A 7743-nucleotide genomic window follows, 5' to 3' on the forward strand; every position below is an offset into this window, starting at 1 on the left:
CAGCGGAGGTAACCCGATGACCACCATGCGCCAGATTCAGCTCACCAAATGGGGCGACGAAAGCGTTCTGCACGAAGCAAACGTGCCTATCCCCTCGCCGGTGCGCGGTCACGTGCTCATCAAGACGGTTGCCGCCGGTGTCAACCCGATTGATCTGACCACCCGCAAGGGTCTGGGTCCCGCCGCTCAGCTGGCAGATCCGTCGTACAAGCCCTTCGTGCCCGGCTGGGATGTTGCTGGAACCGTGGTTGCTACCGCCGGCGACTACACGGGTTTTAAGGTGGGCGACGGCGTATTCGGTCTTGTTTCTTTCCCCGCCCCCGCCGGTGCGTACGCCGAGTATGTTCTCGCCCCGGCGCATCAGCTGGTGAAGGTGCCCGCCGATGTTCCCTGCGCGCAATTGGGCGGCGCTCCCCTGGCGGCGCTGACCGCATACCAGGCGCTCTTCGAAGTGGCGCGGCTGAAGGAAGGCGAGCGCGTGCTCATTCACGCCGGTGCCGGAGGCGTCGGTCACCTCGCCGTTCAGTTGGCTGCGCAGGCTGGCGCTCAGGTTTTTGCGACCGCCTCCGCGGCGAACCACGAGTTTGTGCGCTCGCTGGGTGCCCAGCCCATCGATTACCGCACCGAGGATTTCCGCGCCGTACTGGGCCAGACCATGGATGTGGTGCTCAATTCCACCGGTCAGCAGACCTTCCTCGATTCGCTGGAGGTGCTGGTTCCCGGCGGCCGCATTGTCACCCTGACCAGCCCCGACCCGCTGGATGTTGCGCGTGAGCGCGGCTTCGAGGCGCAGTGGCTGACGGTTCACCCGGACCGCACGCAGATGCAGGAGATTGCCCGCCTCATGTCCTTGGGCCTGTTGAAGGTGCACGTGGATCAGGTGCTTGATTTTTCGCAGGCTGCGCAGGCTCACGCCCTGGTTGCGACGGGTCGCACCCGCGGCAAGATCGTGCTGGTTCCCTAACGCGGCGCTGATTCATGCAGATTTCTGAGAGCGCACCGACCGTTGAGAATACCGATTACCGCTCTGGTTTTTACCGCGAGGCGGGCTTTTACGATGCCCACTCGCTACCCGACTATGGCGCGCAGTCGCCGGTAACTCGCGAGGCGTTCGCCTACGACTTCTTCCCCGCGACCGGGGATATCTCTTCCCCCGCGCCGCTGCTGGTGTGGGTTCACGGTGGCGCCTGGCGTTTCGGCACCAACCAGGCTCTACGCGACACTATCCTGCGCACCCCTGGCGGGGAGCAGCCCAATACCCAGGCGCTCATGCGCGCCGCTTTTCAGCAGGCAGGCTGGGCGGTCGCGTCCATCAACTACCGGTATTCGCATCAGGCACTCTTCCCGGGTGCCCTACACGATGTGAAGGAGGCGGTGCGTTTCTTCCGCGCCAACGCGCACGAATTCGGTATTGACCCGCAGCGCATTGCGGTAGCGGGCGGAAGCGCCGGCGGGCATCTGAGCATGATGGTTGCGCATACGGGAGATTCCGCCGCCGATGACGGCAGCGGTGGGGATTCTGCGAGCGCGCCCGAGCACGACGAATACTTTGAGGGCAGGGCGGCGAGCGCCTACCCGTCCCATAGTTCGCAGGTGACGGCGGCGGCTTCGTTTTACGGGGTCAGCGATTTGAGGACCATCTTCACCGACCGTCCCCTGGCTGGCTACGCTCTCGACCACCCCGAGGATGACGGCGCCGAATGGCGGCTGTTGGGAAGCACCTACCCGGTCCCCGCAGACGTGTCTACTATCGACGCTTCCAAGGGTGAGCGGGCGGTTCCGAGTGTCTGCATCGAGCGCGCCCAAAAGAACTGGGAGCGTGCGCATCCTATTGATGCGGTACGCCCCCAGAAACGAGTGAATAAGGTCGAAAGTGCCTCTGCACAGGGTGCGAGCGGCGGTGCCACTGCCCTGATGCTCGTGCACGGTATTAGTGATTCGTGTGTGCCGTACCAGCAATCGGTGCGGGTGTATCAGGCGCTGCGCACGCGGCAGGTGCCTACCGATTTGGTGCTGGTTCCGGATGCCGAACACGGGGATTCGCGCTGTTTTAGCCCCGATATTGTTCAGCAGATGCTGCGGTTCTTCAACCGTACTGTTTAGTTCAACCGCGCTGTTCAGTTCAACCGCGCTGTTCAGTTCAACCGTAGTGTCTGAACCATACTGTCTGATTCAGAGTGATTGACCGGACAGTAATTGACCAGATACAGGTTTAGCGAACGCGGCGGTTCACGTATTCGTGCTCAAGGCGGTAACGCTCGAGGTCATCAAAAGCAACGCGACGGTGCGTGTTAATGCGCTCGAACGGAATATCTCCGCGCTCCAGCAGGCGAACAACGGTCGGGCGGGATACGCCCAGGTAGTCTGCCGCCTCCTGCGTGGTCATGAGGCGGTCCTGGCGAACCACGCAGACATCCTTGCGGTCGGCGAATGCGCGCGCTACGGAGGTGAGGGGTCCGTACATTTCGGGGGAAATCTGTACGCGCTCGCCGTCGCCGGTGACCAGGTAGAGGGTTTCTTCGGCGCTGAGGCGGTCGAAGTGGGTGCGCAGACTCGCGTGAACGAGGGCTTGGAAGAGCTCTTCGCAGCGGTGGTGAATTTCTTCGTACTGTCCGTCTTCGCAGCAATCCAACACTGCAACACGTGTTGCCGGGTACGTCTTTGGTGATGGCATAGTCACTCCTTCGTTACTGTGTTATTCACCACTGTAGCAGTTGAACGAAACTATCGAAAGAAAGTTAAGAAGCGCAGTTAATTCGCATCTACGGTGCATAAAATTCAAATGAATAATTATTAACTCTTTAGATAGCATTTGATGTCGTTTATTGTATCTTAACTGCTCGTTCAGGGTCAGTATTCCACCACCGCCCACCCCGGGGTTCCCGCGAACAAACCCAAATATGACAAACAAAGCACACCCCAAGCCCACCGCGGGCAAGGCGAGTACACTGGATAGGATATGTCTGAGCAGAAATCCACGAAGAAACACGCAGATACTTCTAAGGCCCCCCGCACCGCCCCCACCATGGCGAGCATGGCCGCCGCAATACACGCGGCAAAGGTACGATCCTCCGAAAAAACCGCTGAAAAAGCCGCTGGCAAAACCGCAGATAAAACTACTGAGAACAACGCGGTAAAAAACGGCGCCCCGAAGAAGGGTGCACAGAAGAACAGCGCCCAGAAGAATAACGCAGACCGCAAGAACTCCTCCCGCGGCACCTCCGAACGCAACTCCAACGCCTCCCGCTCCAACCGACGCGCAGGCGCCAACAACCGCACCCGCAAGCAGAGCAACCAGCAGAACCGCCCGGTACCGCGCCGCTACGAGCCGCTCATTCCCGAGATCATCACCTACCCCGAAGAGCTGCCCGTCAGCGAACGCCGCGAAGATATCATGAACGCGATCCGCGACAACCAGGTCGTCATCATCGCGGGTGAAACTGGCTCCGGTAAAACCACCCAGATCCCCAAAATGTGCCTCGACCTGGGCCTGGGAGAGAAGGGCCTCATCGGCCACACCCAGCCGCGCCGCCTCGCCGCACGCTCCGTCGCCGAACGCATCGCCGAAGAACTTGGTCAGAAAATCGGTGAAACCGTCGGCTACCAGGTGCGATTCACCTCCGAAGTCGGCGAACACAGCGCTATCAAGCTCATGACCGACGGCATTCTGCTCGCCGAAATCCAGAACGACAAGCTGCTGCGCCGCTACTCCACCCTCATCATTGACGAAGCGCACGAACGCAGCCTGAACATTGACTTCATCCTCGGCTACCTCAAGCGCATCCTGCCGCAGCGCCCGGACCTGAAGGTCATCATCACCTCCGCGACCATCGACCCGGAGCGTTTCGCGCGCCACTTCTCCCCCAGCTACGTGCCGGGCAAGGGCATCGTCGACGAAAACCTCAGCGCCGAAGAACGCGAAATCGCCGAAGCAATCCTGCCCGACGACGCGCCGCCCATCATTGAGGTGTCCGGCCGAACCTACCCCGTGGAAATCCGCTACCGCCCGCTCGACGAGGAAGACTACCTCAGCGACGACGAAATCGAAGACGACCACGACCCCACCGACGGCATCCTCGACGCCATCAAGGAACTCTCCAAGGAAGCGCCCGGCGACATCCTCATCTTCTTCTCCGGCGAACGCGAAATCCGCGACGCCAAGGACGCCATCGAGGCAATGGTTCTCAAGTCGCCGCGCCTGAACTACGAAGTGCTGCCCCTGTACGCGCGCCTCTCGCTCGCCGAACAGCATCGCGTGTTCTCCCCCGGATCGCGCCCGCGCATCGTGCTCGCCACGAACGTTGCCGAAACCTCGCTGACCGTGCCCGGCATCAAGTACGTCATCGACACCGGCACCGCACGCATCTCCCGCTACTCGGCACGCACCAAGGTTCAGCGCCTGCCCATCGAACGCATCTCGCAGGCAAGCGCCAACCAGCGCTCCGGTCGATGCGGCCGCGTCAGCGACGGCATCGCGATCCGCCTCTACTCCGAGGAAGACTTCAACTCGCGCCCCGAGTTCACCGACCCCGAAATTCTGCGCACCAACCTCGCAGCCGTCATCCTGCAGATGATCGCAATCGGCGTGGTCCGCGAACCCGGCGACATCTCCCGCTTCCCGTTCGTGCAGCCGCCCGCATCCCGCGCCATCAACGATGGCGTGAACCTGCTGCGCGAACTCGGCGCGCTCACCGAACGCCCCCGCCAGCCCCGCAAGGGCCGCGGCAATAGCGCAACCCTCACCGCCATCGGCCGAGCCATGGCGGCATTCCCCGTGGACCCGCGCCTGGCCCGCATAATCATTGAAGGCGGCCGCCGCAACTGCGCCAAGGAAATGATGGTGCTCGCCGCCGCCCTGACCATCCAGGACCCGCGCGAACGCCCCGCCGACGTGCGCGCCGAAGCAGACGCCATGCACGCCCGCTTCGTCGACGACACCTCCGACTTCTCCTCCTTCCTGCTGCTCTGGGACTACATCAACGAGCAGCAGGCGGCGCTGTCCTCCTCGCAGCTACGCAAAATGTGCCACCGCGAATACATCAACTACCTGCGCATCCGCGAATGGCAGGACCTCTTCGCCCAGCTACGCGAAATGGGACGCACCGCCAACATTCACGCCAGCGGCGGCAGGGACATCAACGCCTCCGCGCACGAGGTAGACATCCACAAGAGCCTGCTCACCGGCCTGCTCTCGCACGTGGGCGTCAAGGAAGAACGCGAGAAGGACTCCAAGGGGCGCACCCGCGGCCCCCGCGAATACCTCGGCGCGCGCGGCACCAAGTTCGCAATCTTCCCCGGCTCCGGCCTGTTCAAAAAGAGCCCCGACTGGGTGCTCTCCGCCGAACTCGTCGAAACCTCCCGCCTGTGGGCGCGCACCAACGCCTCCATCGACCCGCAGTGGATCGAAGAAATCGGCAAGCACCTCATCAGCGTGCAATACTCCGAACCGCACTGGTCCCTCAGCTCCGGTGCGGCAGTAGCCTACGCCAAGGGCACCCTCTTCGGCCTGACCATCTACGCCGACCGCCCCGTGCAGTACGCCCGCGTAGACGCCGCCGCAGCCCGCGAACTGTTCATCCAGTCCGCCCTCGTCGAAGGCCAATGGCACACCCAGCACAAGTTCTACCTGCGCAACCAGCGCGCCCTCGCCGAAGTCGAAGAACTCGAAGCACGCCTGCGCCGCCGCGACCTGCGCGTAGACGACTCCGTACTCTTCGCCTTCTACGACGCACGCATCCCCGCCCACGTCACCGACGTGCGCGCCTTCGACAAGTGGTGGAAGCAGGCACGTCTCGAAGACGACAACTACCTGGACTTCAACCCCGAGAAGCTCATCAACGAGGAAGCCGCCGACTACGACGACTCCCAGTTCCCCCGCCAGTGGGTGCAGCGCACCGACAGCGGCGAACTGACCCTCGACCTGCGCTACGAATACGCCCCCACCGCCGGCATCGGAGGCGCACGCACCGACGCCGCCAAGCGCGACGGCGTAGCAGTCCAGGTACCCATCCTGTTCCTCAACCAGCTGAACCCCGAACCGTTCCGCTGGCAGATCCCCGGCCTGCGCCACGAACTCGTCACCGCGCTCATCAAATCGCTCCCCAAGGCGATTCGACGCAACTTCGTACCTGCACCCGACGTAGCACGCGCCGCCTGCGCCGCACTGGAGGAGGACTACTCCCCCGCCACCGACGAGCTCATCCCCTCCCTTGCACTCGTACTACGCCGCCTGCGCGGCGTCGTTGTCGAGCCCGAAGCCTTTAACTGGGACGCCGTGCCCGAACACCTGAAAATGGGATTCCAGGTGCGCAACGCACGCAACAAAATCCTGGGCGAAGGCAAGGACCTGCGCGCCCTGCAGCAGCAGCTCCACAAGGAGATTCGCGGCGCCCTCGCCGACTCCCTCGGCGCATCCGACGACACCATGGCAAAAATGGTGGCGCTCGCGCAGGGCAACTCGGGTAGCTCCGCGGCTTCTGCCAAGAAGAGCGTGAAGAACGCTCAGAGCGGCACCGCTCAGGCAGCCGATGCGCACGGCTCGCAGGTACGCGAAATCAGCGGCCTCACCGAATTCCCCGCCGACCTCTTCCCCAACGGAGAAATCCCCCGCAAGGTACAGCGCATCATCGCCACCCAGGCAGTCAACGGCTACCCAGCCCTCGTCGACGAAGAAACCAGCGTAGGCCTGCGAATCTTCCCCACCGAAGCCGAACAGCTCCACGCACAGCGCCGCGGCATCATCCGCCTGCTCCAACTGCAGGTGCCCTCGCCCGTACGCTACGTGAGCGAACACCTCTCCCACAAGGAGAAAATCGTCTTCACGCAGAACCCGCACGGCTCCATCGACGAACTCATCCGCGACTGCACCGTCGCGGCACTCGACCACCTCGTGCCGCACACCCCCATCTTCACTCACACCGAATACAGCGAACTCTACGAGCACGTGCGTGCCGAACTCATCGAGACGGTCTTCGACGTCACCAAGCTCGTCGCCGAAATCCTCTCCGAAGCCACCGCGCTGAAGAAGGCAATCAAGAAGGCAACCTCGCTGACGACCATGCACGCCGTCTCCGACGTGAAGGCACAGATGGAGAACCTCGTCTACCCCGGATTCGTGGCGAAAACCGGCTACGACCAGCTGGTTCACATCCCGCGCTACCTCAAGGCCGCCCAGGTGCGCCTGACGAAGCTCGGCCCGAACCTGCACCGCGACAACCAGCTCATGCTCACCGTGCAGGACCTGGAAGACTCCTACGATAACGCGGTCAAGTCGCTACCGGCAGGCACCATCGTGCCGGATGCACTCCGCCGCGTGAACTGGATGATTGAGGAGCTGCGCGTCAGCTTCTTCGCCCAGGAGCTTGGTACCGCCTACACGGTCTCTGAGAAGCGCATTGCGAAGGCTCAGCGTGAGGCGCTGGACGCTATCAAGCGTTAGATTTTGAGCTTGCGGACGGCGGTGTTCGTCCTCGCTCCTACAGGGGCACCCGCCCTCGCAGAGCTCGGGCACCCTGATGTCGCTACGGACGACACCGCCTGTCCGCGGTAGGTTCCCACCTCAGCTTGCGCTGTGAACAGCAAAGAGCCCCCACACGATCACCTCGTGTGGGGGCTCTTTCGTATCTATGGGTTTCTGCACCCGGTGGGTCGGCAAGCTATGCACTTCCTCCGCTCCTGCAGGGGAACCCGCCGCACCCGGACGCTCCGCTCTTCCTTGCTTCGCTGCGGAGAGCGCCCGGGGCG

The 7743-nt window shown here is 62.8% G+C and carries 4 protein-coding genes; 3 read left to right on the forward strand and 1 reads right to left on the reverse strand.

Annotated elements, in window-relative coordinates:
• The first annotated feature begins 16 nt into the window (after nt 1-16).
• Both HMPREF2836_RS03915 and HMPREF2836_RS03920 read left to right on the forward strand, forming a co-directional pair.
• On the forward strand, nt 17-964 hold the full coding sequence (locus HMPREF2836_RS03915; protein WP_070629506.1) for an NADP-dependent oxidoreductase: 948 nt from the start codon (nt 17-19) through the stop codon (nt 962-964).
• Nucleotides 965-978: 14 nt separating this feature from the next.
• Nucleotides 979-2103, forward strand: a complete 1125-nt coding sequence (locus tag HMPREF2836_RS03920; RefSeq protein ID WP_246822815.1) for an alpha/beta hydrolase — start codon at nt 979-981, stop codon at nt 2101-2103.
• A 109-nt stretch (nt 2104-2212) separates the two neighbouring features.
• Here HMPREF2836_RS03920 and HMPREF2836_RS03925 read toward each other — a convergent pair whose 3' ends face one another.
• On the reverse strand, nt 2213-2674 hold the full coding sequence (locus HMPREF2836_RS03925; RefSeq protein WP_070629507.1) for a helix-turn-helix domain-containing protein: 462 nt from the start codon (nt 2672-2674) through the stop codon (nt 2213-2215).
• Between the two features lie 285 nt (nt 2675-2959).
• Here HMPREF2836_RS03925 and hrpA point away from each other — a divergent pair, with 285 nt between their 5' ends.
• Nucleotides 2960-7438, forward strand: coding sequence for an ATP-dependent RNA helicase HrpA (gene hrpA / locus HMPREF2836_RS03930; protein ID WP_070629508.1), 4479 nt, complete (start codon nt 2960-2962; stop codon nt 7436-7438).
• Nucleotides 7439-7743: the final 305 nt, after the last annotated feature.

The organism is Rothia sp. HMSC065C12 (assembly GCF_001812085.1).
GTDB lineage: Bacteria > Actinomycetota > Actinomycetes > Actinomycetales > Micrococcaceae > Rothia > Rothia mucilaginosa.